At 72.9% G+C, this 26,135-nt stretch carries 6 protein-coding genes; 3 read left to right on the forward strand and 3 right to left on the reverse strand.

All coding sequences use genetic code 11. The features are described from left to right. Window positions 1–36 precede the first annotated feature (36 nt). On the forward strand, window positions 37–1,932 hold the full coding sequence (locus tag RR3_RS25330; RefSeq protein ID WP_159105353.1) for a DUF2264 domain-containing protein: 1,896 nt from the start codon (window positions 37–39) through the stop codon (window positions 1,930–1,932). A gap of 16 nt (window positions 1,933–1,948) precedes the next feature. Here the strand turns inward: RR3_RS25330 and RR3_RS25335 are convergent, their stop codons facing one another. Further along, window positions 1,949–2,491, reverse strand: a complete 543-nt coding sequence (locus tag RR3_RS25335) for an acyltransferase (RefSeq protein ID WP_082900271.1) — start codon at window positions 2,489–2,491, stop codon at window positions 1,949–1,951. A 531-nt stretch (window positions 2,492–3,022) separates the two neighbouring features. Further along, window positions 3,023–4,804, reverse strand: a complete 1,782-nt coding sequence (locus RR3_RS18205) for a DUF4012 domain-containing protein (protein WP_064065768.1) — start codon at window positions 4,802–4,804, stop codon at window positions 3,023–3,025. Between the two features lie 269 nt (window positions 4,805–5,073). Here RR3_RS18205 and RR3_RS18210 point away from each other — a divergent pair, with 269 nt between their 5' ends. Together RR3_RS18210 and RR3_RS18215 are read left to right on the forward strand one after the other, a co-directional pair. Then, window positions 5,074–23,943 carry a non-ribosomal peptide synthetase gene (locus RR3_RS18210; protein WP_072786510.1) on the forward strand — a complete coding sequence of 6,290 codons (18,870 nt, stop codon included), beginning with the start codon at window positions 5,074–5,076 and terminating at the stop codon, window positions 23,941–23,943. Further along, window positions 23,943–25,583, forward strand: a complete 1,641-nt coding sequence (locus RR3_RS18215; protein WP_017682230.1) for a tyrosine-protein kinase domain-containing protein — start codon at window positions 23,943–23,945, stop codon at window positions 25,581–25,583. Before RR3_RS18210 ends, RR3_RS18215 begins: the two co-directional genes overlap by 1 nt. Here the strand turns inward: RR3_RS18215 and RR3_RS18220 are convergent. Beyond that, window positions 25,554–26,069, reverse strand: coding sequence for an arsenate reductase/protein-tyrosine-phosphatase family protein (locus tag RR3_RS18220; protein WP_048772058.1), 516 nt, complete (start codon window positions 26,067–26,069; stop codon window positions 25,554–25,556). The two genes, RR3_RS18215 and RR3_RS18220, sit on opposite strands and share 30 nt — an antisense overlap. Window positions 26,070–26,135 lie beyond the last annotated feature (66 nt).

Raw genomic sequence — 26,135 nt, forward strand, 5'->3', positions numbered from 1 at the left:
CGCGGCGCTCGGCGGGCTCACAGATACAGGAGCGTCGTGAAGAAAAAACTCGCGCGTCGGATTGCTGACGAGGTTCTGGTAAGGGCATATTCGTCTCCAGCTTCATCAGTGATGGAATTTCCGCGAAGCAAATGGGGAAAGGAGTCGGACGCCTACGAGTACTTTGCGCGAGTCCTATTGCTTGGGGCAATGCGCGGTCGGGGTGCGCGGCTCGACGACGGTAGTGCACAAGAGATAGTTGCTAGCCGTTGGTGTTCGGATGTCCGTGCGACAGTCGCTAGGTCCCTGGGACGAGTCGACCATCGAAGCTGGTGGCGACTTTCCGAAAATCCGCAGTCCATAGTTGAGACGGCAAGTTTGGCACTTGCCGTTCGTCTTTTTCCCGAGGGGCTGTGGGAACCGCTTGAACCTCAGGTGAGGGATCGTCTGGTTGAATGGTTTCGCCACAATGTTGGGCGGAACGTAAGTGAGAACAACTGGATAATTTTCCCAAAATTGATTGCGGAGACGCTAGTCTCGGTGGGTGCCGGCGATGAGCGATGCGCAGGTTTGATTGACGAGTGCGCTCACCGAACTGATTCATGGTACCTAGGAAATGGTCTGTACTCCGATGGTCCTGGGAGGACGGTCGACTACTACTCGGCTTGGGCGTTCAATTTTTATCTTCCGCTTTCCGCATACCTCAGCGGGAATGAAGTTGAATGTGCGAAGTACCGGGAGCGCGTTTCTGACTACTCTTCGATGCTCCGTTTCATGATCGATCCCGTTTCCGGATCTCCGTGTTATGTCGGACGTAGCCTCATTTATCGTTTTGGTGTTGCGGCGCCGCTCGCATTGAATGCGCTAACGTCGCCAGGTTCTCGCCAGGAGGCTTCGGATGGTGCGCTTTGGGGATCGGTAGTTTCGCACTTTCTTCAAGCGGGCGCATTGTCCGACGGCCGACTGTCGGTCGGCTGGCATCGGGGAGACCCTCGGTTGCGGCAGCGATACTCTGGGTATGGCTCGCCCTACTGGGCATTTAAGTCGTTTGTGTCCTTGTTGATCCCTGAAGAATCGGCGTTCTGGTCCAGTTCTGACGACACTTTTCGTGAGATCGGAACAAGGGTTGCGCGGGGAGCAGGGGTGGCGTCGTCGAATGTTGGTGGTGTCGCAGCGTTGTATAACCACGGGGTAGATCACCAGAAGGAGCATCGGAGGTCGTACTTCGTCGATGATCCGCTCTATGTTAGAGGCGCCTACTCATCTCGAACTGTGCCGGTAGGAAATGACGGAATCCCGGACAACTCCATGTGTCTAGGTGTTGGCTCGAATTACTCTGGTCGTGGTTCTGTTAGACCCGAGGGGGCTGGTGAATTCTGGCTTGTTTCGTCGTTTCAGCCAGTTTTCACGAAGCGCTTCTTTCGTCTACCGATTTTTAAGTATGGCAAGTTGGACGGGCTGGGTCCGCGCGTGCATCCGATAGGTAGCGCTCGGATTACGGATGTATCGGTCTTCTTGGGTGATTCCGTGGTCCGAGCATACTTCTGTTCCGGCTCGCTTGGCGTCGGGCAGGGTGTGGCACGTGCGCTCTTGAGCGGATGGGCGCTGCCGGAACATTCAGATACTTGGTCGATAGTCGATGCTCCCAATTTGGTGGCACGGTTAAGCAACTCGTCTACTTCCACCTCGCTTCGGTCGCTTCTTGGATTCGACTCCCTTGGAATTCATCGCATTGCGGTCGTCTCGCCCTTCTCCAGCCACGCTCTTGTTCCAGTGTTGTCGACTGAGTATGCGGATAGTGCCGTTTATTGCGCAGTGTCGCGAATATGCGACAGGAGTGTGACGTCTGACGGTGTATTTGAGACCGTTTCTGTCGTATCTTGCGAAAATTCCCGTCTCGTCCTGGGTACACCCTTTGGGGAGATAAGGTTGTCAAGCGAAGGGGTGATTTGATGCATGTGAATCCTAATTACTGAGGTAATTCTCGCTTTGGCTGCGCTGGTGTTCCGACATAGAGGGTATGTGGCTTACAGTCGTACTTTACGACGGAGCCGGCTCCAACTGCTGCTCCTTCCCCGACTGTGACGCCAGGCAGGACTACTGATCTCGTTGATATGCGGGCTCCATCGCCGACGGTTATGGGTGCAGAATGACTCTTGCCTGCCCGCCTATTCGGATTCGACATGTCGTGATCTGTATCAACGAACGTAACGTTCGGGCCAATTGCAACCCGTGCGCCGATTCGGACTGGCATCCGAGTATCGAAGACTGTTCGATATCCGATTAGTGTTGATTCGCCGACATGGACGTTTGCAGATCGAAAAATGACGCCGGGTCGCACGATTGCCTTTGCGTGGATTTTCATCCCCATCAATCTGTATAGCTGCGTTCGTATTCTATTCGGAATGAGTGTCGAGGAGATTAGTCCATTGACTATGAACCCCCAGATGATGGGGTGGCGATCACCGTCTTCGCGCCAGAAGATCTCTCGAAGTTTGGCAGTGTTGCTCATCGGCGTATCCGATCTGGGTGTAGTGGTCTGGTCTGGGTCGTAGGGTGTGATTAGGTGTGATTAGGTGTGCATTAGTGGGCATTCTTGTGTCCGGAAGTTCCGAGTGTATGGTGCAATGCGCGAGGCTGCGGCAGACTCAACCGCGGACTTTACACTGATCTGGCTGTGCTTCATGTCTCGGTACCGGCACGTGATCGGGCCGTAAGAAGGGACAATCGCTTGTGATATCCGACCCTGACGTGTTCCGTTCGTTGGTCTTTATGTGCGCACTGTTTGCAGCATCGGCTTGGTGCCTTGCTCGTCCGAATGTCGTCTCAAGCACAGCGGTCGCCATGGCGGCTGTGCTGTGGCTCGCGTTAAACGGCTCCATCGAGGGGCGTGTCATTCTCTCCGTTGATCGCGAGCACGGCCTGACGGAATCCGATCTTCTCTCCTTCGTTGGGTTCGGGATTTGCGTCTGGGGATATTGGTCATCTGTACGCCACTGTCGGGGGGGACCAGGCCGTCGTTGTCGTTGAGGCGCTTTGGCGTCTATCCGCAGGAAGGCACCTCGATACTCAGTTTTGGTTCGTCGACGAGCGGTTGCACGGGGATATGGGCCTCGCCCTTCACGACTGGTTCCGTCAGCTCGAAGACGATCTCGGCCGTCTCGCCGCGCGGAACCGGAAGCTGCACGCTGTAGACCGGGTGCCCCAGTTCCTTACCGGTGAAGTTCATGGCTGGGCTACCGTTCACGGTCACCTTCTCGAGCCTGGCGCCCTGCGTGGCGATCAGTGACAGATCGGTCAAGTTGGCGCCGAACGGCGCTCCCACCGGGTTGTCGAACATGCCGGCCACGTAGTTGGTGAAGTCACCGGCAGGTAGGTCGTTGCTCAGTCGCACCGTCACCCTTGAGTTCCGGGTATCGCCGTCGCACGAGCCTGCGGTGTACTCGATCTCGCGTCGTAGGTAGTAGTCCAGCTTGTTGCCGCCGAGGTTGTTGACGACGACGCCCGCATACGGGGCGGAATCCTCGGGAACGGTGTGGCCGAGTGGTGTTCCCGCAAGAACTTCCTGCTCGTCCGGGTTGGCGCTCCACACCGCGAGTCGCCCCTCGCTCGCTGCACGGCCGAGGGCTTCCAGCAGGTCTTGCGGCCGGCGGATGCTCCCCGTCATCTTCTGGACCACTGCCGCTGCTACGTCTTGCAGGTACTGCTTGCGCGCGGCGTTGTTGTCTGCAAATCGCGAGTAGGCGGTCGATTCGGTCAGCTCAACGACGTTGTCGGCGGTGATCTTCTCCCCGCTGGGCAACGTGACGGGCCCGACCACCTCGAGGACATAGCTCAACGCCACCGGGTCCGTCGCGACCGCACCGTCGACGCGCTCGCCCGACTCCTGCTGCCACAGCGACTGCCAGATCTGCGCCGCGTATGGAAAGTGCGAGCTGACGTTGCTGTTGCGGAAGTCCACCGTCGGCCGGCTGTGCCCGTAGGTGCGGGCGAAGTCCGGGCCGAGATCGAGGGGCTGGTAGTTGGTGCGCAGTTCCCGGTTGCTCGCCAGGTCGTCGACCCGTACTGCGCCGTCCGCGGCGCGCACGATGCCGAACCCGCCGAGCAGCCCACCCGTGCCGCGGGCCTCGGCGTTGGTCTGGAAGCCGATGAAGTAGCTGCGCGGCCCGTCGGCGCCCAGCATGGGCGGCGCGATCTGCGCCGCGAGGGAAGTGTTGTGGAGCAATCCGGACAATTCGCCTGTCTGGTCCTGCAATTGGGTGCGGGCGTCGTCGATCAGGCCCAGGTAGGTGCCGTCGATGTCCTGCGCCCGGGCGTCCAGCTCGGCGGCCGCGGCCGTGGTGGTCTCGAGGACCGGTGCTGCGTCACGCAGGGCAGCGAGGTTGATGCGGGCGCCGTCGAGAATCAGCTGATCGGGGGAGACGGCCGAGCCGGCGTCCACGGCGGGCACCAGAACGTCGGATGTGAGACCCGTCACAATGTCGCTCATCTGCTGGCTCGAGGCGAACGGGCTGCCGAGCCACGGGATCGCCGCGGCGATGCTCCACGGCAGCGAGTGGGTGGAGTCCTGCGCCTGCTTCGCGTACTTGTCGGCGTCGCCGGCGGTGCGCAGGGCCGTCTCGGTATCACCGGCCAGCAGGGCATTTTTCGAGCTCGTCGCGTACTCCCGGGCCTGCTCGAGACTCGACTTGGCCTGCAGCCCTTCGTAAGCCAGCCAGACGCCCATCCCGACGACGACGACCGCTCCTGCGGTGCAACCGATCGCGAGGTTCCGGCGCCTGCGGCGCTCCTGCGCGATCTGCTCGTCGGTCTTGCGCCGGCGCACCTTGCGTCGGCCTGGTTCCGGCGAAAGTGACTCGTCGGTAACATCGTTCACGCGGTCCTGCCCCCTTCGATTCCTCCGGGGTGACCATAACCGAGAAACGGGTCAGCTGGTCGGTTCGAGTGGTGAGTAACGCCGGGGATCGTTAGGGTCGATGTATTCGACGGTGATGGATGCAGGGAGGCGTCCACGTCGTTGTCGATCGATGGGTCCCCACTGCACGCCCGTCGATCTCGAGGGAAACACGAGGGGGTGCGGTGCCGTCTTTTGCCATGTCCACGAGTCAGCGTGGACTGTGGTTCGCTCAGCAGCTCACCCCGGACGTCCCGTTCACCATCGCCCAGTACCTGGACCTGCACGGCCCGCTCGACGCCGACCTGATCCGCGCCGCCTGCAACCAGGCCGCCCGCGAGGTCGAATCCGGAACCCTGTTCCTCGAGCTGGTCGACGGCGAGCCCCGCCAGCGGGTGATTCCCGACGTCGACGACTACCCCGGCTACCTGGACCTGCGCGGCCACAATAACCCCGAGGCCGAGGCGCGACGGTGGATGGACGAGACGTACACCCGTCCGCTCGACCCGCTGCGCGACCGGCTCATCGCCACCACCCTGATCCAGCTCGCCGACGAGCACTTCTACCTGTTCACCTACATCCACCACCTCGCCCTCGACGGGCACGGCGGCATGGTGATGCTCGGTCGCAGCGCCGAGCTGTACACGGCGTGGGCGCGCGGGGAGGAGCCGCCGCCGATCCGGGCGCTGAGCCTCGAACAGATCGCCGAGCACGAGCGCGCCTACGCCGGCAGCACGCGGCAGGCCGCCGACCGCGAGCACTGGGCGCAGCGTCTGGTGGACCTGCCGCCGCCCGTCACGCTCGCCCCCGGGTCCGCCGCCCCGTCGATGCCGTGCCGGCACGTCGGTGCGGCACTCGGCGCCGAGGTGACCGTGGACGTGGCCGAGCTGGCGGGCAGCGCCAACTCCACCGACGTCCCGATCGTCGTCGCCGCCTTCGCGGCGTACCTGGCCCGCATGAACGCCGCTACGGACGTCGCGCTGAGCCTGCCGGTCTCGGCCCGCACCACCGCACCGCTGCGCCGCTCGGCCGGCTCGATCTCGAACATCGTGCCGCTGCGGGTGCGCGTGGAACCCGACGTCACCGTCGCCGACCTGGTGCGGCGCGTGCAGGTGGAGCTGACCGGGGCGTTGCGGCACCAGCGGTACCGGTACGAGGACATGCTGCGCGACCTGCACGCCGTCGGCGATCACCGGGAGACGCGCAGCGCGTTCGGGCCCGTGGTGAACCTGATGATGTTCAACCCGGCATACGCGTACGGCGACATCTCCGGCGAGTACAACCTGCTCTCCACCGGCCCGGTCGACGACCTGTCGGTGAACGTGTACGCCGGGATCGCCGGGCGCAGCGTGCGGGTGGACTTCGAGGCCAACCCGCGGCTGTACGGCGACGAGACGCTCACCCGGCACCACCGCCGCTTCCTGGACTTCCTCGGCGCGTTCGCGCGGTCGGCCGAGCACGCCGTCGGGGATCTGCCGCTCGCGACGCCCGACGAACTCGCCGGCCTCGTGCCCGCGCGCGGCCCGCAGGCCGAGGGCGGGTGCCTGCTGGCCGACGTGCTCACCGCGCACGCCGGCTCGGACCGCGTCGCCGTGCGCGACGGCACCGTCGCGCTCACCTACCGGGAACTGGACGAGCGTTCAACTGTGCTCGCGCGCAAGCTCATTGCCACCGGCGTCGGACCCGACGACCGGGTCGCGGTGCTGCTGCCGCGCTCGGCCGCCTCGGTGATCGCGCTGTGGGCCGTCGCCAAGGCCGGCGCCGCCTACACCCCGATCGACCCGGGCACCCCGGCGCTGCGGCTCGCCGAACTGCTGCGCGACGTGCCCGTCGCGGTGTGCGGCGACGACGTCGCCCTGCCCGACGGCGTCACCCGCGTCGATCCGGGCGACGGCGAGACGTCGTCGGCGCCGTTCGAGGTGGGGGAGCGGGTGCGTCCGCTGCACCCCGAGCACCTCGCGTGGGTGATCCACACGTCGGGCTCCACCGGCACCCCCAAGGCCGTCGCCGTCAGCCACCGCGGGCTCGCCGGACTCGTCGCGACGCTGCGCGCGCGGTATGCGGCCGACGCCGACTCGCGCGTGCTGCACCTGGCCGCACCGAGTTTCGACGCGTCGCTGCAGGAACTGCTGCTGGCCTTCGACGCCGGGGCCACCCTGGTGATCTGCCCGCCCGACGTCGTCGGCGGACCGGACCTGGCCGCGCTGCTACGTGAGCAGGCCGTCACCCACGCGATCACCGCCCCCGCCGTCCTGGCCGTCACGCCCGAGAACGACCTGCCGGCGTTGCGGATGCTCGACGCGGGCGGGGAGGCGCTGCCGGTCGACGTCGCCGACCGGTGGTCGCGCGGGCGCACCATGCTCAACGCGTACGGGCCCACCGAGACCACCGTCCTCGCCACGCTCAGCGACCCGCTGCGCCCGGGTGGGGGCGTGCCCATCGGCGCACCCGTCCACGGCGTGACGGCGCTCGTGCTCGACGCGCGGCTGCGGCCCGTGCCCGTCGGCGCGGTCGGTGAGCTGTACCTGGGCGGGCCGAGCGTCGCGCGCGGCTACCTCGGCGACCAAGCGCTGACCGCGGCCCGGTTCGTCGCGTCGCCGTTCGGCCGCGTGTACCGCACGGGAGACCTGGTGCGCTGGAGCCGTGCGCGCTTCTGGTCGTCGGAGCTACCAGAAACGCGCACGGGCGGCGGGGGTGCGCTGGAGTTCGTCGGGCGCGCCGACCGGCAGGTCAAGATCCGCGGCTACCGCATCGAACCCGGCGAGGTCGAGGCGGCGCTCACCGGGCTCGACGGGGTCGCGAGCGCGGCCGTCGTCGTCCACGGCGACACCCTCGCGGCCTACGTCGTCGGCGACGCCCTGCCCGACGACGTGCACGCCCGGCTCGCCGAACGCCTGCCCGCCTACCTGCGGCCCGCGACGATCACCGTGCTCGACGCGCTGCCGCTCACCCCGGGCGGCAAGATCGACCGTCGCGCCCTGCCCGCCCCCGCCGTCGACACGGCCACCGGCTCGCGGGCGCCCGCCGGACCCACCGAGACCCTCGTCGCGCGGCTGATGTGCGAGATCGTCGGCGTCGAGACGGTCGGCGCCGACGCGAACTTCTTCGCCCTCGGCGGACATTCGCTCGGCGCAGCCCAGCTCGCCGCGCGGCTCGGCGCCGCCCTCGGCCGCGACGTGCACCTGCGCGACGTGTTCGACCATCCCACCGTCGCCGCGCTCGCCGCCGCCGTCGACGCCGGACCCACGGCGACCGTGCCGGCCCCGTCGCGCTCGGCCGACGACACGCCCGCCCCGCTCGCCCCCGCGCAGCGCCGGCTGTGGCTGCTCGCCCACGGCGACACCGCCGCCTACCACCTGCCGTTCGCGCTGCACCTCGACTGCACCCTCGACACGGCCGCGCTGCGCGCCGCGCTCGGCGACGTCCTCGGCCGGCACGAGATCCTGCGGACGGTGTTCACCGAACCCGGCCCCCGCCAACATGTCCGGCCCGTCGCCGAGGTGCTGCCCGGCCTCGACGCCGAACCCGTCGACCCCGCCGACGTGGACGCCCTGATCGCCGAGTGGGCCGCCGCGCCGTTCGACCTCACCACCGACATCCCGCTGCGGGCGCGCCTGTTGCGGGTGGGACCGGACCGGCACGTGCTCGCCGTCGTCGCCCACCACATCGCCGTGGACGGCGCGTCGTTCGTGCCGCTGACCCTCGACGTCGCCGCCGCCTACACCGCCCGCGCCGCCGGGCACGGGCCGCGGTGGGAGCCGCTGCCGCTGCAGTACGCCGACTACGCCCGCTGGCACCGCGCCCTGCTCGGCGACGAGGACGACCCCGACAGCCGCGCCGCCCGCGAACTCGCGCACTGGACCACCGCGCTCGCCGGGCTCGGCGAGGCCCCCACCCTGCCCACCGACCGTCCCCGCACCGGCAGCCCCGGACCGGCCGAGTCCCTCGAATTCGCCGTCCCCGCCGCGCGGTTCGAGGCGCTGCGCCGACTGGCCGCCGCGCACGACGCCACCGCGTTCATGGCCGTGCACGCCGCCGTCGCCGTGTGGCTGTCGACGTGGACCGGCGGGCGCGACGTCGCCGTCGGCTCCGCCGCCGCCGGCCGCGAACACCCCGACCTCGACGCCCTCGTCGGCATGTTCGTCGGAACCGTCGCGCTGCGGCTCGCCGTGGACCCGGCCACGTCGTTCACCGACCTGCTCGCCGCCGCCCGTCGCACCGACCTCGACGCGTACGCGCACGCGACGGTGCCGTTCGACCGCGTCGTCGACACGCTCGGCTTCGCCCCGTTCCAGGTGATGCTCGCCTACGACAACGTCGCCGTGCCCGACCTCGACCTGCCCGGCCTGCGGGTGCGCGTCGAGGAGATCCCGTCCGGCCGCGCCCGATTCGACGTCGAGCTCGCGGTGCGGGAGCTGCCCGACGGCTCGCTCGCCGGTCGGGTGATCTACGACGGCGGGCTGTTCGAACGCGCGACGGTCGCCGCCGCGGTGGCCCGGCTGCACGCGGTGCTCGACGCGGCCGTCGCCGCGCCGCACGCACCCGTCGGCGATCTCGACGTCGGGGCCCCCGAGATCGTCGTGGCCCCGGCCGGGCCGGTCGCGACGCTGCCGGAACTGCTCGCCGCGCACCCGCTGCACGTCGTCGCGCCGGGCGGTGCGCCGATCGAGTTGATCCCGGCCGCAACACCGTTGGCGTGGCACCTGCTCGAGCGCGGGCTCGGGCCGGAGGACCGCGTCGCGATCCTGCTGCCGCGGTCGGTGGAGTCGGTGCGCGCGGTGGCGGCCGTCGCGCTGACCGGGGCGGCGTTCGTGCCCGTCGACCCCGCCCAGCCCGCCGCGCGCATCGCCCGCCTGCTCGCCGACGCCGAGGTGCGACACGCCGTCGCCCGGCCCGGCACGTCGCTGCCCGACGGCGTCGCCCGGATCGACCCGGACGCCGGAGCCGCGCGGTCGGGGGCGATCACCGACGCCGACCGGGTGCGTCCGCTGCGGCCCGACCACGCCGCGTACCTCGTCTACACCTCCGGCTCGACCGGCGCGCCGAAGGGCGTCGTCGTCACCCACCGGGGGCTCGCACCGCTCGTCGCGGCGCTGCGTCGTCGCATGGACCTCGACCCGCAGGCGCGGGTGCTGCACTTCGCGTCGCCCGCGTTCGACGCGTCGGTGCTCGAATACCTCCTGGCTGCCGCGGCCGGCGGCACCCTCGTCGTCGCGCCGGCCGACGTGTACGGCGGCGACGAACTGCTGGAACTGCTGCGCGCCGAACGCATCACGCACTGGTTCTCCACCCCCGCGGTGCCGGCCCTGCTGGACCCGGCGGGGCTGGACGCGCTGCGGGTGCTCGCCGTCGGTGGGGAGGCGTGGCCGGCCGAGACCGCCGCCCGCTGGGCGCCCGGTCGCACCATGCTCAACGTGTACGGGCCCACCGAGACCACCGTCCTCGCCACCGCCAGCGCGCCGCTGGTGCCGGGGGAGCGGCTGACTATCGGCACCGGCCTCGACGGCGTGACCGCGCTCGTCCTCGGCCCGCGGCTGCGGCCCGTGCCCGTCGGCGTGGTCGGGGAGCTGTACCTGCTCGGGCCGGGCGTCGCGCGCGGCTACCTCGGCATGCCCGGGCAGACCGCGAGCCGGTTCGTCGCGTCGCCGTTCGGCGGTGGTCGCATGTACCGCACGGGCGACCTGGTGCGCTGGAGCGGTGCGCCCTTTGGGTTGCCAGGGCAGCCCAAAGGACACACCGGCGGCGGAGCCACCCTGGAGTTCGTCGGGCGGGTGGACCATCAGGTCAAGCTGCGCGGGTTCCGGATCGAGCTCGGCGAGATCGACGCCACCCTCACCGGGCACCCGGCGGTCGCCGCCGCGGTCACCGTCGTGCGGGGGGACGCGCTCGCCGCGTACGTGCACGGACCCGACACCGCCCGCCTCGACCCGGCGGAGCTGCGGGAGTTCGCGGCCACGCGGCTGCCGCGGCACATGGTGCCCGCCACCGTCACCGTCCTCGACGCGCTGCCGCTGACGAGCACCGGCAAGATCGACCGCGCCGCGCTGCCCGCGCCCGTCGTCGCGCCCGGCGCCCCGGCCGGATACCGCAGCGCCGCCGAGGAACTCGTCGCCGGGGTCGTCGCCGACCTGCTCGGCCTGCCCGCCGTCGCCGCCGACGACGACTTCTTCGCGCTCGGCGGAAACTCGCTGCTCGCCACCCAGCTCGCCGCGCGGCTCGGCACCGTCGCCGGCCACCGCGTCGGCGTGCGGGAGATCTTCGAGCACCCCACCGTCGCCGGTCTCGCCGCCGCCGTCGCCGATCCGCTCAGCGGCGAACGCCTGCCGCTGCTGCCGACCGGCGACACCGGCCCGGTGCCGCTAGCCCCCGCCCAGCAGCGGATGTGGCTCGCCAACCGGTTCGACGTCGCCGACGCCGCCCCCGGCGACCACATCGCGTTCGTCGTCGACCTCGACGCCGGCACCGACCTCGACGCCCTCGCGGACGCCGCCGCGGACGTGCTCGCCCGGCACGCCGTGCTGCGCACCGTGCACCCCGACGGCCCGGACGGCCCGGCGCAGCAGGTGCTGCCCCGCATCGACCTCGACCTCGAGCCGCACGCGGCGCCCACCGATCTCGACGCCACCGACCTCGACGTCGCCGACTTCGCCCGCGCCGGTTTCGATCTCACCGTCGACCCGCCGCTGCGCACCCGCCTGTACCGCACCGCCGCCGGCTACACCCTCGCGGTGGTGCTGCACCACGTCGCCGTCGACGGCCTGTCGCTGCTGCCGCTCGGCCGCGACCTCGCCGTCGCCTACGCCGCCCGGCGCGACGGACGCAGCCCCGCGTGGCCGCCGCTGCCGGTCACCTACCGCGACTTCGCCCGCTGGCAGCACACCCTGCTCGGCGACCCCGCCGACCCCGACAGCCTCGCCGCCCGGCAGCTCGCGCACTGGACCCGCACCCTCGCCGGCGCCCCGCCGCTGCTCGCCCTGCCCACCGACCGGCCCCGCGGCGACGGCGACTCCACCGCCGGACGAGTGACCTTCTCGGTGCCCGCCGAACTGCACGCCGCCGTCGACAAGCTCGCCCGCGCCCACGACGCGACGACGTTCATGGTCGTGCACGCCGCGCTGTCCGTGCTGCTCGCGACGCTCGCCGCCACCGAGGATGTCACCGTCGGCACCGCCGTCTCCGGGCGCATCGACCCGATGCTCGACGACGTCGTCGGGATGTTCGTCGGCACCGTCGCGCTGCGGCTGCCCGTGCCGGCCCGCGCGACGTTCGCGGAACTGCTCGCCGACGCCCGCCGCGTGGACCTCGACGCGTTCGCCCACGCCGACGTGCCGTTCGACCGGGTCGTCGACGCGCTCGGTGCCTCGACCGCCGGCCACCATCCGATCTTCCAGGTGATGCTCGCCTACGAGTCCTTCGCGCTGGACGGGCTCGACCTGCCCGACGTCACCGGTGTGCGCGAGCTGTCCACCGGCACGGCCCGATTCGACCTCGAGGTGACCGTCCGCGAGAACCGCTCCGACGCGGGCACCCCCACCGGCCTCGACGGGGTGCTGACCTACGACCGCGGCCTGTTCGACCACGACACCGTCGCGGGGTGGGCGCCGTTCCTGCTGCGCATCCTCGACGTCGTCACCGCCGACCCGGCCGCCGCGATCGGCGACATCGACCTGCTCGGCCCCGACGGCGACACCTCCGCACCCCGGACGGCCCCGGCGACGGCCACGCTGCCCGCGCTCGTCGCCGACCAGGCCCGGCGCCGGCCCGACGCGATCGCGCTCACCCACGGCGACGACACCCTGACCTACGGGCAGCTGCACGCCCGCTCGGGGGCGCTGGCCGCGCTGCTCGCCGAGCGCGGACTCGGCGTCGAGGACGTCGTCGCCGTCGCGCTGCCCCGCTCGCTCGACCTGGTGGTGGCGATCCTCGCCGTCGCCCGCGCCGGCGCCGTGTACCTGCCGCTGGACGTCACCCACCCGCCGGCGCGGCTGCGGGCCCTGCTCGACGACGCCGCCCCCGCCGCGGTGCTGTGCGACACGAGCTTCGCGGTCGACACGGAAGCGTCTGTGCTGCACATGGATTCGCCGGAGCTGTGGGAACGCCTGGACGGCGGCGGGGGATACGACGCGACCGTCCCGGCCGGGGCGGGCGCGTACCTGATCTACACCTCCGGCTCCACCGGCACCCCCAAGGGCGTGCTCGTGAGCCACGAGGCGGCCGCCGCGGTGTTCGCCGCCACCGCCGAGTTCGGGTTCGGGCCGCGCGACGTGTGGACGCTGTTCCACTCCCCGGCCTTCGACTTCTCCGTGTGGGAGATGTGGGGCGCGCTCACCACCGGCGGCCGGCTCGTCGTCGTCGACCACTACACCGCCCGCGACCCCGGCGCCTTCGCCGCGCTGCTCGACGGCGAGGGTGTCACCGTCCTCAACCAGACCCCCACCGCGTTCCACCAGCTCGCCACCGTCGACACCCCGGTGAACACGCTGCGGCTGTTGATCTTCGGCGGCGAGGCCCTCGACCCCGAGCAGGTCCGGCCGTGGCTCGCGGACCGGCCCCACGTGCGCGCGGTGAACATGTTCGGCATCACCGAGACCACCGTGCACGTCACCCGCGGACCCGCCGACCGGCCCGGCGTGGGCCGGCCCCTGCCCGGGCTCGACGTGCAGATCCTCGACCGGTCGCTGCGCCGCACCCCGCCCGGCACCGTCGGCGAACTCTACGTCGCCGGAACGCAACTCGCCCGCGGCTACCGCGACCGCCCCGCCCTCACCGCCGCGCGGTTCGTCGCCGCGCCCGGCGGCACCCGCCGCTACCGGACCGGCGACCTCGGCCGCCGCGGCCGCGACGGCGTGCTGCACCACCGGGGCCGCGCCGACGACCAGCTCGAACTGCGCGGCTACCGCATCGAACCCGGCGAGATCGAGGCCGCGCTGCTGCGTTGCGACGGCGTCACCCAGGCCGTGGTGGTGCTGCGCGACGACCGGCTCGTCGCCTACCTCGTCGGCGGCACTCCCACCGCGGCGCTGCGCGAGCTGCGCCGCACCCTGCCCGACTACCTCGTGCCCGCCGCCGCCGTCGCGCTGGACGCGCTGCCCCGCACCGCCAACGGCAAACTCGACCGGGCCGCGCTGCCCGCACCCACCGTCGCACCCGGTGGTGGCCTCGCCCCGCACGGGCCGCTCGAGGACCTCGTCGCCGAGGTGTACCGGGAACTGCTCGCCGCCGGGCCCGTCGGCGCCGACGACGACTTCTTCGACCTCGGCGGCAACTCGCTGCTCGCGACCCGCCTCGCCGGGCGCCTCGCCGACATCGCCGACGTCGACGTCACCGTCCGCGACGTGTTCGCCGCCCCCACCGTCACCGACCTCGCTGCCCTGCTCGCCGCCCGCGCCGGCACACCCCGCCGCCGCGCCCCGCTCGTCGCGGCCGGCGACGACACCCCCGTGCCGCTGTCCCCGGCGCAGCAGCGGCTGTGGTTCGTCAACCGGCTCGACCCCGAATCCGGCAGCTACAACCTGCCGTTCGCGGTGCGCCTCGACGGCCGGCTCGACGTCGCCGCGCTCACCACCGCCGTCGCCGACGTCCTCGGCCGGCACCGCACCCTGCGCACCGTCTACCCCGACCCCACCGCGCAGGTGGTGCGGCCCGCCGCGCGACCGGCTCTCGAGCCCGTCGCCGTGCCCGCCGACGGACTCGCCGAGTTCGTCCGCGAGTTCGCCGCCCCCGGATTCGACCTCACCGACGAGCCGCCCGTGCGGATGCGGCTGTACCGGCTCGCGCCGCGGCGGCACGTGCTCGCGGTGGTGGTGCACCACATCGCCGCCGACGAATGGTCGCTCACCCCGCTGCTGCGCGACATCGTCGACGCCTACACCGCCCGCCTCGCCGGGCACGAACCGCGGTGGGCGCCGCTGCCCGTGCAGTACACCGACTTCAGCCGCTGGCAGCGCGCCGGCGTCGACGCGCAGCTCGAACACTGGACGAGTGTGCTCGCCGGCCTGCCCGACGAGGTGACCCTGCCCGGGGACCGGCCCCGGCCCGCGCGCCCCACCGGGCGCGGCGCCACCCACCGCACGACGGTCGATCCCGTCGTCGCCGAGGGGGTCTCGCGGCTCGCGCGGGAGGGCCGCGCGACGACGTTCATGGTGCTGCACGCGGCGCTGGCGGTGCTGCTGGCCCGGCACGGCGCCGGGGGCGACATCGCCGTCGGCACCGTTGTCGCGGGGCGCGGCGACCCGCAGCTCGACGACCTCGTCGGCATGTTCGCCGGCACCCTCGTGCTGCGCACGCCCGTCGACCCGGACGCCGGCTTCGCCGACCTGCTCAATGACGTCCACGCCCGGGACCTGGCCGCCTACACCCACCCCGACGCGCCGTTCGAGACCCTCGTCGAGCGCCTCAACCCGGCCCGCAACCCCGCCCGGCACCCGCTGTTCCAGGTCGCGCTGTCGCTGCGGCGCCCCACCGTCGACGCGTTCGAGCTGCCCGGCCTGACCGCGCGGGTGCTGCCGGTGGCCGACGAACACGCCAACTTCGACCTCCAGCTCGTCGTCACCGAGACCGGCACCGACGTCGACCTCGACTTCGTCTACGCCACCGACCTGTACGACGCCGGCACCGTCGCCGCGTTCGCCGACCGGTACGTCGCGATCCTGCGTGCCGTCGTCGCCGACCCGGCCGTGCGGATCGGCGACATCGACCTGCTCACCGAGCCGGAGCGGGCCGCGCTCGTCCCCGCCGCCGGGCCCGAGCCCGCCCCGGCGCGCACGCTGTGGCAGTGGCTCGCCGACGGCGCCTCCCGCGGCGGCGGCGGTGTCGCCGTGCGCGACGGCGACACGGACCTGACGTATCCGCAACTCCTCTCGCGCGCCGAGGCGCTCGCCGCGAGGCTGCACGCCGCCGGCGTCCGGCCCGGCGCGGCCGTCGCGTGCGCCCTGCCCCGCTCGCTCGACGCCGTCGTCGCCGTGTGGGGGATCGCGCGGCTCGGGGCCGCGCCGATGCTCGTCGACCCGGCCCAGCCCGCCGCGCGGCTCGCCGGAATGCTCGCCGACACGAGGGTCGGCGTCACCGGCGCCGCGCACCTCGGGTCGCTGCCCGCCGCCGTGACCTGGCTCGACGTCGCCGACACCTGCGACGGCACCGTCGCGGTGGCCGACCCGGATCCGGGCGCGCCCGCCTATCTGGTGTTCACCTCCGGTACCAGCGGAAACCCCAAGGGCGTCAGCATCACCCACCGCGGCGTCAGTGCCCTCGTCGAGGACCTGACGGAGCTGTTCGCCGCCGCGCCCGGCGACCGCATGCTGCACGTCGCGTCGCCGAGCTTCGACGCGGCGATGCTCGAGCTGCTCGTCGCCGGGGCGTCCGGCGCGACCCTCGTCGTCGCCGGGGCCGACGCCTACGGTGGCGACGCCCTCGCCGACCTGCTCGCGCGTGAGCGCATCACCCACGCCTGCCTGACCCCGTCGGCGCTGGCGACGGTGCCGTCGCGCGCGCTGCCCGACCTGCGGGTGCTCATGCTCGGCGGCGAGGCCGTGCGCGACGAGCTCGTCGCGCGGTGGGGCGCGGGCCGTCGCCTCTACAACGGGTACGGCCCCGCCGAGGCGACCGTCTTCGCGACCTGTTCGTCGCCGCTGACGCCCGGCGCGGACGTCGTGATCGGCACTCCCGTGCGCGGGGTCGAGGCCCTCGTGCTCGACGAGCGGCTGCGGCCCGTGCCCCCCGGCGTCGCGGGGGAGCTGTACCTGGCGGGGGAGCGGCTCGCCGACGGCTACCGCGGCGATCCCGGCCGCACCGCGACCCGGTTCGTCGCCGCGGCCGGCGGTCGTCGCCGGTACCGCACGGGCGACCTGGCCCGCTGGGCCGGTGTGTCCTTTGGGCGGCCAGGGCAGCCCAAAGGACACACCGGCGACGGAGTCGCCTTGCGGTTCGTCGGGCGCAGCGACGATCAGGTCAAGCTCCGCGGGGTGCGGATCGAGCCGGGGGAGGTCGATGCCGCGCTGCGCGGGGTGGCCGGGGTGCGGCAGGCGGCGACCGTCGTGCGCGACGGGGCGCTCGTGTCCTACGTCGTGCCCGCCGGCGTCGACGCCGACGACGCGCGCCGGCAGCTGCGCCGCAGCCTGCCCGCCCATCTCGTGCCCGTCGCCGTCGTGCCGCTCGACGCGGTCCCGCGCACCGCGCACGGCAAGCTCGACGTCGCGCGGCTGCCCGCACCCGACCTCGGCGGCCGCGACGAACCCGGCACCGACACCGAGACCCTCGTCGCGCGGATCTTCGGCGAACTGACCGGAACCGACCCCGGCCGCGGCGACGACTTCTTCGCCGTCGGCGGCAACTCGCTGCTCGCCACCGTCCTCGTCGGCCGGCTCCGCGAGGAGACCGGCACCGCGGTGCCGCTGCGGCTGATCTTCGAACACCCCACCGTCGAGTCCCTCGCCGCCGCGCTCGACGCCGGCGGACTCGACGCCGACACCGGGCCGGTGCCCGTCCACCCCCGCCCCGACCGGATCCCGCTGAGCCGGGCGCAACGCCGCCTGTGGGGCCTGAGCCGCCTCGACCCCGACGCCTACCGGCTGCGCGCCGACGTGCACCTGACCGGACCCCTCGACGTGCCCGCTCTCGAGGCCGCGCTCGGCGACGTCGTGGCGCGGCACGAGATCCTGCGCACCCGCATCGTCGTCGACGAGCAGGGCCCGCACCAGGTCCTCGCGGACCGCGGTGTCCACTGGGACCTCGAGGAGGCCGGAAGCGCCCGGCGGCTGCGGCTCGCGGTCGACCATGCCGCGGCGGACGGGGCGTCGCTCGCGCCGCTGCTGCGCGACCTCGCCGTCGCCTACGCCGCCCGCGCGGCCGGGCAGCCGCCGCGGTGGGAGCCGCTGCCGCTGCAGTACGCCGACTACGCGCTGTGGGAACAGACCCGCGGGATCCCCGAGCCGGACGTCGCGCACTGGCGACGCGCCCTCGACGGCCTCGACCCCGTCGAACTACCTACGGAAACAACCACTTCCGAGGCAGTGGCGGAGACCGTCGCGTTCGAGGTGCCCGCCGACGTGCGCGCCGGGATCGCCGCGCTCGCCCGCGCCCACGGCGCCACCGAGTTCATGGTGCTGCACGCCGCGCTGTCGGTGCTGCTCGCCCGCGTCGGCGCCGGCCACGACGTCGCCGTCGCCGCCGTCGTCTCCGCCCGCCGCTGGGCGCAGGTCGAACAGCTCGTCGGCCCGTTCCTCGACACCCTCGTGCTGCGCGCCCGCGTGGAACCCGACATGCCGTTCGCCGGGCTGCTCGCGCAGGTCCGCGACTTCGACGTCGCCGCCCTCGACCACGCCGGGGTGCCCTACGAGCAGATCCTCGCCGGCCTGTCCGGCCGCGTCCCGCAGGTCGCGCTCGCCCTGCAGGACTTCACCCTCGACCCCGTCCGGATCGGGGACCTCACCGTCGAGGCGCAGGAAGTCCTCGCCGGCGCACCGAAGTTCGACCTGCAGTTCGCGCTCGCGCCCGCCGCGGACGGCTACACCGGCACCCTCGTGCACGACGCGTCCCGGTTCGCCGGACCCACCGCGCGCCGGCTCGCCGACCGGTTCGTCGCCGTCCTGCGGCACGTCGTCGCCGCACCCGACGCGCTCGTCGGCGACCTGCCCGTCGCCCGGCCCGCCGCCCCGTTGACCGGAGCCGACCCCGCCCCCGCCCGCACGCTGCCCGAGCTGCTGCGCGCCACCGCCGCCGCGCACCCCGACCGGGAAGCGCTGCGCGAGGGCGAGACCGCGCTGACCTACCGCGAACTCGACGCCCGCTCCGACGCGCTCGCCGACGAGCTGCGCGCCGCCGGCGCCGGCCCCGGCACCGTGATCCCGATCGACCGGCCCCGCGGCCTCGACCACGTGCTGCGGCTGTGGGCGATCACCAAGACCGGCGCCGCCTTCACCAGCGCCGCCTCCACCAGTGCCGCCTCCACCAGTGCCGCCGCCACGAGTGCCACCTCCACCGGTGCCGCCGACGAGCCCGCCCCGGCGAACGTCGCGTACGTCGTGTCGACGTCCGGTTCGACCGGCGCTCCCAAACGTGTCGCCGTCACCCACACCGGTCTCGCGCCGCTCGCCGCCGAGGCCGCCCGCCGCTACCGCGTCGGACCCGGCGACCGCGTGCTGCAGGGCTACCACCCGGCGTTCGACGCGGCCCTGCTCGAGCTGCTGCTCGCCCACACCACCGGCGCGACCCTCGTCGTCGCCCCGCCGGAGGTGTACGCGGGCGCGGACCTGCAGCACCTGCTGCGCACCCAGCGCATCACCCACTACCTGTCCACCCCCGCGGTGCTCGGCACCCTCGACCCGCAGCAGCTGCCCGACCTGCGGGTCGTCGCCTCCGGCGGCGAAACCCTGCCGCCCGCGCTCGCCGCCCGCTGGACCCAGGGCTCGGGTGCGGCGGCCCGGCACATGCTCGACGCGTACGGACCCACCGAGGCCACCATCGTCGCGACCCTCGCCGACGTCGACGGCCGCGGCGGCATCGGCCGGCCCGTCCCCGGCACCGTCGCGCACGTCCTCGACGCGCGGCTGCGCCCGGTGCCCGACGACGCCGTCGGCGAGCTGTACCTGGCCGGGACGTCCGTGGCCCTCGGCTACCTCGGCGCCCCCGGCCTCACCGCGCAGCGGTTCGTCGCCGCACCTGGTGGCACCCGCCGCTACCGCACGGGCGACCTCGTGCACCGCCGCCCCGACGGCACCCTCGCCTTCCGGGGCCGCACCGACCGGCAGCTCAAGGTCCGCGGCGTGCGCATCGAACCCGGCGAACTCGAGGCCGCCCTGCTCGCGCAGCCCGGCATCCGGCACGCTGCCGTGCTGGTCTCCGGCGGCGCGCTCGTCGCCTTCGCCGCCGCCGACCCGGACGTCGACGACACCCGCGTGCGGGCCGGTCTCGCCGAAATCGTTCCCCCGCAGCGCATGCCGGCCCGGCTGCGGCTGCTGCGGCAGCTGCCGACCACCGTCAACGGCAAACTCGACGTCGCCGCCCTGCACGAACTCGACACCGTCCGCGACGACGCCGCCGACGACCGGCCCCTCACCGACGTCGAGGACCTCGTCGTCACCGTCGCCGAGAGCGTGCTCGGCGCCCGGCCCGACATCCACGCCGGGTTCCTCGCCGCCGGCGGCGACTCGCTGTCCGCCGTCGTCCTCGCCGCCCGCCTCGCCGACGCCTTCGGCGTCGACGTGCCCGCCCGCGCGGTCCTGCAGGCCCCCACACTCGCGGCGCTCGCCGCGCACCTGCGCGACGGCGACACCACCCGGATCCCGTTGCGCCGCTATGACGACGACACCGCCACCCCGCTCGCCCCCGCGCAGCAGCGGCTGTGGCTGCTCGGCCGCGCCGAACCGCGCAGCGCCGCGTACACCGTGCCCGTCGCGCTGCACCTGAGCGGCGACCTGGACACCGCCGCGCTGGCCGCTGCGGTCGGCGACGTCGCCGACCGGCACGAGGTGCTGCGCACCGCCTACCCCGACGGCGTCGCCACCCTGGTGGATCCGCCTGTGCTCGAGACGGTTCCGGGCACCGACGTGACCGCCGCCGTGACGGAGGTGTTCACCGCGCCGTTCGACCTCACCGCCGAGGCGCCGCTGCGGATCCGGCTGATCGACCTCGGCGCCGGCGAACGGGTGCTCGCCGCGGCCGTGCACCACATCGCGTTCGACGGCGGCTCGGTCGCGTCGCTGCTGACCGACCTGCAGCACGCCTACGCGGCCCGCGTCGCCGGCTCCGCCCCGATCTGGTGGCCGCTGCCCGTCCGCTACCGCGACTACGCCCGCTGGCACCACGACCTGCTCGGCGACCCCGCCGACCCGGACAGCCTCGCCGCCCGCCAACTCGACCACTGGGCAACGACTCTCGCGGGTCTGCCCGACACGCCGCTGCCGCTGCCCACCGACCGGCCCCGGCCCGCGCGGCCCAGCCACGTCGGCGGCGCTGTCACCGTCCACCTCGACGCCGCCACCCACCGCCGCGTGCGCGACGTCGCGCGCGCCCACGACGCCACCGGGTTCATGGTGCTGCACGCCGTGCTCGCCGCTCTGCTCGCCCGCCGCAGCGGCCGCGCCGACATCGCCGTCGGCACCGCCGTCGCCGGACGCGCCGACCCGCGCCTGCACGCCCTCGTCGGCATGTTCGTCGGCACCCTCACCCTGCGCACCACCGTCGACGGCGCCGAGCCGTTCGCGGACCTGCTGCGCCGCGTCCGCGCCACCGACCTCGACGCCCTCGCCCACGCGGACGTCCCGTTCGATCAGGTCGTCGCGCGGGTCGCGCCGGCCCGCGGCACCCACCACCCGCTGTTCCAGGTGCTGCTCGCCCACCGCACCGTGCCCGCCGGGCAGGACCTGCCCCAGCTGCCCGGGCTGCGCGTGCGCGAATTCGACGCCGGCACCCCGGCCGCCCAGTTCGACCTCACCGTCGACGTCACCGACCGCGGCGACGACGGCGTCGACGTGCGTCTCGTGTACGCCACCGACCTGTTCGACGCCGGCACCGCCGAGGCGCTGCTGGACGAGTACCTCGCGCTGCTCGGCGCCGCGCTCGACGACCCCGCCGTCGCCGTCGGCGATCTCGCCGTCCCCGCGCCCGCGCCGCTGACCGCGTCCGCCGCGCCGCCGCGGACGCTGCCGCAGATCCTCGCCGCCACCGTCCGCGCCCACCCCGGCGCCATCGCCGTGCGCGCCGGGACCGTCGCCTGGACCTACGCCGGGCTCGACGCCCGCGCCGCCGCCGTCGCCGCGCGGCTGCGCGCCCGCGGCGTGACCGGCGTGGTCGCGGTGGCCGTGCCGCGCGGGGAGTACTGGCCGCTCGCGGTGTGGGCCGTCGCGAAGGCCGGCGCGGCGTGGGTGTCCGTCGACCCGGCGCAGCCGCCCGCGCGCGTCGCGACCGTGCTGCGCGACAGCGGCGCCACCGTCGGCCTGACCGTGCCGGGCGCGGCCCCGGCGGGGGAGGGCATCGACTGGCTGGACCTGACCGCCGGCGAGTCCGAAGACGATGCCCCGGATGTCGCCGCCGAGCCGCACCCCGACGACACCGCGTACCTGATCTACACCTCCGGCAGCACCGGCGCCCCCAAGGGCGTCGCCGTGCCGCACCGCGGCCTCACCGCCGTCGCCGACGCGCACGTCCTCGGCGTCACGCCCGGCAGCCGGGTGCTGCAGGCCGCGTCGCACACCTTCGACGCGGCGGTGTTCGAACTGCTCACCGCCCACGCGCACGGCGCGACCCTCGTCGTCGCCCCCGACCACGTGTATGCCGGTGGGGCGCTGCAGGAACTGATCGCCGCCGAGCACGTCACCCACGTCGTCGCCACCCCGTCCGTGCTGGCCACCCTCGACCCGGACGCGCTGCCGCGCCCGGTCACCGTCCTGTCCGAGGGCGAGGCGCTCACCGCGCCCGTCGTCGAACGCTGGCAGCGGCACCGGCTGCTCAACGGGTACGGGCCCACCGAGTTCACGATCGCCGTGTCGTTCGGCGGCCCGTTCGCACCCGGCGCCCGGCCCACCGCCGGGACCGTCGTCGCCGGCGCCACCGCCCACGTCCTCGACGCGCGCCTGCACCCCGTCCCGGCCGGGGTGATCGGGGAGCTGTACGTGACCGGGCCGAGCCTGGCCCGCGGCTACCACCGCCGAAGCGGGCTCACCGCAACACGATTCGTCGCCGACCCGTACGGCGCGCCGGGCGGGCGGCTGTACCGCACCGGCGACCTCGCCCGCGTCACCGCCGCCGGCGAACTCGACGTCCTCGGCCGCGTCGACGAGCAGATCCAGCTGCACGGCATCCGCGTCGAACCCGCGGAGATCGACGCCGTGCTCACCGCCGCCGACGACGTCGACGCCGCCGTCACCGTCGCGGTGCCCGGCCCCACGGGCGAGACCGTCCTCGTCTCCTACGTGCAGGGCGGCGCCGACGCCGCCGCGCTGCGGGCCCACGCGGCCGCGCACCTGCCGCGGCCGCTGCGGCCCGCCGCGATCACCGTCGTCGACACGCTGCCGCTGCTGCCGTCCGGCAAGGTCGACCGCGCCGCGCTGCCCCGACCCGACTTCGGCGTCCCCGCACACGGTTTCGTGCCGCCCGCCGGCCTGACGGCCGAGGTGGTCGCCGAGGTGTTCGCCCGGCACCTCGACCGGCCCGTGTCCGCCGACCGGGGGTTCTTCGATCTCGGCGGCACGTCGCTCGGCGCCGTCGCCGTCGCCGCCGACCTGCGGGCCGCGCTCGACCGCGACGTCCCGCTCGACTGGCTGCTCACCGCGCCGACCGTCGCCGACCTCGCCGACCGGATCGACCACGGCGGTGACGACACCGACCCGCTCGCCACCCTGGTGCCGCTCGCGGGACGCCCCGACGGCACCCCGCTGTTCTGCGTCCACCCGATCAGCGGAATGTCTTGGTGCTACACGGGACTCGCGCCGCACCTGCCCGGAGTCGCGCTGTACGGGCTGCAGGCCACCCGGCTCGAGCCGCTGCCGCGCACCGTCGCCGAGTTCGCCGCCCGCTACGTCGACCGGATCCGCACCGTCCAGCCCGAAGGCCCCTACCACCTACTCGGCTGGTCGCTCGGCGGAACCGTCGCCCACGAGATGGCCGTGCAGCTGCACGAGGCGGGGCAGCAGGTGGCGTCGCTGATCCTGCTCGACACGCTCACCCCCGACACCCTCCCCGACGTCGCGGCCCTGCCGGACGAACCCGTCGTCGAACTCGAGGTGCCCGGCCTGCCGTCGACGTTCGTCGCCGAGATCCGGGAGCGGGCGCTCGCCGCGGGCGCCGCCCTCGAGGAGGCCGTCACCGCGCACACCCCCCGCGTCCTCGACGGCGACGCGCTGCTGTTCCGCGCCCGCCCCGACGGACCGGCCGGACCCGACCTCGCGGCGAGCTGGCGACGGCACGTCCGCGGCCACGTCACCGAGCACGACGTGCCCTACCCGCACGCCGACCTGACCACCCCCGGCGCGCTGGCCGTGATCGGCCCCGCGCTCGCCCGGCACCTGACCGCACGACAGATTTCCGCGCCCGTGGGGCGCACCGACAGTGTCACAGCAACGAGGGAGACACCGTAATGGAAGTACACGACTACCTACGCATCCTGCAGGCGCGATGGAAGATCGTCGCCGTGACGACCGTGGTGGCGGTACTCGGTGCGCTCGGAGCCTCCCTGCTCACCACCCCGATCTACCAGGCGAGCACCCGGCTGTTCGTCTCCACCTCGTCGGGGGCCTCGGTCAACGAGATCTACCAGGGCAACCTGTTCTCGCAGCAGCGCGTCGCCTCCTACACGAAGCTGCTCACCGGCACCACGCTGGCGCAGCGCACCCTCGACCGGCTGGGCCTGTCCGACCTGACGTCGTCGCAGCTGGCGGAGAAGGTCACCGCGTCGTCCGCGCCCGACACCGTGCTCGTCGACGTCAAGGTCGACGACGCGTCGCCCGAACGGGCCCGGGACCTCGCCAACGCCCTCTCCGACGAGTTCGTCGTGATGGCCCGCGAGCTCGAGACCCCCGAGAACGGCGGTGAGCCCACCGCGCGGGTCGTCGTCGAGCAGCACGCCGACACCCCGGCGACCCCGGTCTCGCCGAAGACGAAGCGCAACCTCGCGCTCGGCTTCGCCGTCGGCCTGCTCCTCGGCATCGCGCTCGCGGTGCTGCGCGACCGGCTTGACAACACCGTCAAGGACCGCAAGACGGTCGAGGAACTCTCCGGAACCGGCCTCGTCGGCACCGTCCCGCTCGACAAGGAACGGCAGGAGCACGCGGCGATCGCCTTCCAGGAGTCGAACTCCGGCAGCGCCGAGGCGTACCGGGAGATGCGCACCAACCTGAAGTTCCTCGACGTCGACAACCCGCCGCGCGTCATCGTCGTCACCAGCGCCCTGCCCGCCGAGGGCAAGACCACCACCGCCATCAACACCGCCCTGGTGCTCGCGGAGGCCGGTCACTCCGTCGTGCTCGTCGAGGGGGACCTGCGCCGGCCACGGGTGTCGAAGTACCTCGGGGTCGTCGGCGACGTCGGCTTCAGCACCGTGCTCTCGGGCCAGGCGGGCCTCGAGGACGTGCTGCAGCCCAGCCAGTACCAGGGCCTGTGGGTGCTGGCCTCCGGGGCGCTGCCCCCCAACCCCAGCGAGCTGCTCGGCTCCGACACCGCCAAGCACGTCCTCGACGACCTGCGGGCGCGCTTCGAGTACGTCATCATCGACGGCTCGCCGGTCCTGCCCGTCACCGACTCCGTCGTGCTCGCCGCGGCCACCGACGGCGCACTGCTCATCGCGCGCCACGGCAAGACCACCCGAGAGCAGCTCAGCCGCGCCGTCGGCAACCTCGGCAGCGCCGGCGCGCACCTGCTCGGCACGATCATCACGATGACGCCGAACAAGGGACGCGGCGCCTACGAGTACCGCTACTACTACGAGTCCGACCCGGCGGTGAAGAAGGCCGCCGCGGACGCGCCCGCCCAGCCCGCCGCGCAACCCACCGGCGGCCGTCGCCACCGGGGCGAGCCCAGCCGGCCGGAACCGTACCGGCCGGAACAGCAGGGTCCCGGCGACGCGCAGGCCGGGCAGCACTACCGGACCCCGCAGGCGTACTCCGCCGAGCCCGCCCACCGCGAGCAGTCGGTGCCGACGGCGGTATCCCGGCCCGTCGCGCCGTCGCCCCTGCCGGGCCCGCGCAACGGATCAGTCGTGGATCCGGGCGAGCAGCGGTAGCAGCAGATCGGCGATCTCGGTCCCGACCGCGACGAACGTGTCCTCGTCGCGGCCGATCGGATCGGTCACATCCTCCGGCCCGGGCGCGGGAAACTGCGCCCGGGCCGCGGCCAGTTCGGTGACGGTCTCGGCGCCGCTGAGCTGCTGCAGCCGCGCGGCCTCACGCAGCGTGAACGTCCGCTTGAGCATCCGGGGTGCCGACTGCAGCACGGCCCCGCGATGCGACTCGGCCATCGTGATCACCAGGTCGGCGTCCTGCGCGATGCGCGGCGACAGACGCCGGGCGACGAAGCCGTCGGGTTTGCCGCCGAGCTGACGAAGCACCAGCGCCGCCGTCGGCTCCATGGGCCGGCCCACCATGCCGCGGGTGCCGGCGCTGTGGGCGGACAGCTCACCCCGGCCCGCCTCCTTCGCGAAGGCGGTGGTCAACAGCTCGGCGGTGGGCGATCGGCAGATGTTTCCGGTACAGACGTACAGAACCCGCATCGCTCGATCGTAGGCAGCCGAAGGGTCGTTCGTCCGGTTCCCGGGCCGCATGTCCGATTCGGCCGG

Source organism: Rhodococcus ruber NBRC 15591 (assembly GCF_001894945.1).
GTDB lineage: Bacteria > Actinomycetota > Actinomycetes > Mycobacteriales > Mycobacteriaceae > Rhodococcus > Rhodococcus ruber.